Annotated in this window: 3 protein-coding genes and 1 pseudogene; 1 reads left to right on the forward strand and 3 read right to left on the reverse strand. The window is 64.7% G+C overall.

The window, feature by feature from the left end:
• A pseudogene (locus WAW17_RS04370) lies at nucleotides 1-132 on the forward strand (IS481 family transposase); the annotation flags it as partial.
• On the opposite strand, the gene WAW17_RS04375 reads toward WAW17_RS04370, so the two are convergent.
• From WAW17_RS04375 to WAW17_RS04385, 3 genes are all read right to left on the reverse strand, one after another.
• On the reverse strand, nucleotides 121-513 hold the full coding sequence (locus tag WAW17_RS04375; protein ID WP_422331787.1) for a hypothetical protein: 393 nt from the start codon (nucleotides 511-513) through the stop codon (nucleotides 121-123). The pseudogene WAW17_RS04370 and the gene WAW17_RS04375 overlap by 12 nt on opposite strands.
• A 25-nt stretch (nucleotides 514-538) precedes the next feature.
• Nucleotides 539-1,540 carry a PDR/VanB family oxidoreductase gene (locus WAW17_RS04380; protein WP_422331788.1) on the reverse strand — a complete coding sequence of 334 codons (1,002 nt, stop codon included), beginning with the start codon at nucleotides 1,538-1,540 and terminating at the stop codon, nucleotides 539-541.
• Between the two features lie 124 nt (nucleotides 1,541-1,664).
• On the reverse strand, nucleotides 1,665-2,889 hold a 1,225-nt coding region (locus tag WAW17_RS04385; RefSeq protein ID WP_422331789.1), incomplete at its 5' end, for an aldehyde dehydrogenase family protein.

The following is a 2,889-nucleotide window of genomic DNA, read 5'->3' on the forward strand; positions in this document are numbered from 1 at the left end:
CACCGATCCCAGGCCCTCGAAGTCTGGAACGTCCACTACAACTACCATCGACCTCACACTGCCGCCGGGAACCGGCCACCAGCGACCCGACTCCACGCCGGCGTCACCAACGTCATGAGCTCATACAACTAGAGTGCCGTCCTTCACCGCCTGCGCGAGGATCGAATTCGGGCGCACCGCCGGATATGTGGTCGCCGCGAACGACGTGATGAGCTTGTCCACTCCTCCCGACGCGACCAGTAGACCGACCTCGGCGCGCAGGGAGGCGGAGATGACGGTCAGGCCACGCAGGCGGCCGCGCCGCGCCTGCCGGATTACCTCGAACAGGGCACCGTAGGCACGGGTCGACAGCCAAGGGAAGTGGATCGCGTCGCCGGACTGTACCGCACGCTCGACCAGCTCTTCGAGCGGCCGCACCCGTGAGTTGGCCGGGGCGGTGGCGGCTTCGTCGTAGCGGAAGCTTTCGGCCGCGCGCACGGGCCTGCCGACTTCGGGGAAGGTGATGGGTTCCACGTCGACTCCAATCTATTTGTGGGAACTAGAGATCAAGGACAAGTCGCGGAGATCTCGAACGCCCCACGCAGATCATCATCCGATCGCCACATTCACGCTCCTGATCGGAAAGCAACAGATCGTGATGCTCCGGCTCGCCTTCGAGGACACGCGTCTCGCAGGCTCCGCAGAATCCCTCTTCGCAGTCGGAGAGGAAGCCCGGGATTGCCTCGCGCACAACGTCGATCAGAGTGCGGTCGGCTGGCACGGTCAGAACCGCGCTGGTGCGGCGCAACTCGACCTCGAAGCTCTCACCGCCGGATTCCGGCTGGGTCGACGTACCACTCGCTGGGATGCGCGATGACGCACCGAATCGCTCCACGTGCAATGCGTGCGGCGCAAAGCGCTTGCCGGCGCGCTCCTCGGTCGCCCGGATCAGTCCCTCAGGCCCGCAGCAGTAGATGGCGGAATCGCTTGGCTCACTGCCGAGGACGGCATCGAGATCGAGCATCCCTTGCACGTCCTGTGGGACGATCTCGATGTTCCCTGCGCCGAGCCTGTCCAATTCATCGAGAAAGGCCATCGACGACTTACTGCGGCCGCCGTAGATCAGTCTCCATGGCACGCCGCGGCGACTGACCTCGCGTGCCATGGCGAGGATGGGGGTGATGCCGATTCCGCCGGCCAGGAACAGGTAGGAGGGTGCATCGACGAGCCGAAAGTGGTTGCGCGGTCCACGCACAGACAGCGATCGACCGATCAATGCGGAGTCGTGGATCTCGCGCGAACCGCCGCGGCCGTGCTGGTCCCGAAGTACAGCCACTGTGTACGCGGTGCGGTCGTCGGGGTCGCCACAGATCGAGTACTGTCGCACCTTCCCGGAGGGGAGGATCACGTCCAGATGCGCGCCCGGGGTCCAGGCCGGGAGTTCCGCACCACTCGGATCGACCAGCCGAATCGAGGCGACACCCTCAGCCTCCCACGTTATCTGCTGCACGAGCAGTTCGAACACATGCTGCAGATCGGCGTCGAGGTCAAGGTTTGTCATCCGATTTCATCCGTTCAAGAGCGTTCGTCGTTCGGTTTCGATGAGTCGTCGTGGTCCCGCGCGGGCCACAAGCAGCGCCTGCGTGCGGATGCCCGTTGGCGCCGTAATGTGGCCCGCCCGGTGGTCAGGTGGGGATCTGGCGATCGTTTATCTGTTGAGTCCAGGTGTATTCGAGCAACCCCTCGGTGCCCATTTCACGTCCGTAGCCGCTGTCCTTCACCCCACCGAACGGTGCCCCCGGGTCGAAGGCGGCCATTCCGTGTTTGTTGATGAAGGTGACGCCCGCATCGATGTGTCCGGCCATTTCCCATGCGCGACTCGGGTCGGAGGTCCAGATACTCGAGGTCAGCCCGTAGGGTGTCGCGTTCACGAGTGAGATCGCTTCGCTGTCCGAGCCGAACCCGATTATCGGCAGAGCCGGCCCGAATTGCTCGTCGCGGACGATCCGTTCTTCCGCGCGCACCTGGGTCACCAGCTTCGGCAGGTGGAAGTACCCACCGTCCCAGGACGCGTTGTCGCGGGCACGGCCGAACGAGTTCACCTTCGCGCCGGAGGCTTCGGCCTCGGCGAGCATTGCGGTGAATCGCTTGAACTGGCGTTCGTTGGCCAGCGGGCCCATCGTGACGTCGGGATCGAGCCCGTCGCCGACGATAACGTCCTGCAGGGCGTCGCCGAGCTTCGTGGTGACCTCCTCGAGAAGCGTTTCGTGTACATACAGTCGTTTGACGGCGAAGCAGACCTGACCCGAGGTCACGGTGAACGCGGCCACCAATTGGCGGATGAGATCGTCGTCGACCGCTACGTCGTCGAGCAGGACCGCGGGATCATTGCCGCCGAGCTCGAACACACCTCTCTTCAAGCGGGCTCCGAGCGATTGGGCGACGGCGCGTCCGGCCTCCATTCCCCCGGTAAAGGCGATCATTCCGATATCGGGGTGTGCGCTCAGGGCTGCGCCGACCCGCTCACCGGTACCGGTGACGACGTTGACCACGCCAGCGGGCAACGCCGCACCGATCGCCTCGATAGCCTTCAGCACAGCCAACGACGCGAACGGAGACGGGACAGCGACAATGGTGTTACCCGCGAGCAGTGCGGGACCGAGCTTGACGCCGAGCAGTGCGATCGGCCAGTTCCAGGGAACGATCGCACCCACGACGCCGACCGGCCGGCGGCGGACCTCGAGCCGACCGGTGTCGTCATACCGCCGGTCGGTGAGGACCCTGTCGAGTGCATCGAGGTCGTTGAGATAGTGCGACCACGCCCACGGTGGAGACTGAAAGTCCATCACCGACTCCGCGAGGATCTTGCCCATTTCTCGGGTCAATGCCTCCGGGCCCGAGGAGTCGATT

It is taken from the genome of Rhodococcus sp. (in: high G+C Gram-positive bacteria) (genome assembly GCF_049286785.1).
Classification (GTDB): Bacteria; Actinomycetota; Actinomycetes; order Mycobacteriales; family Mycobacteriaceae; genus Rhodococcus_F.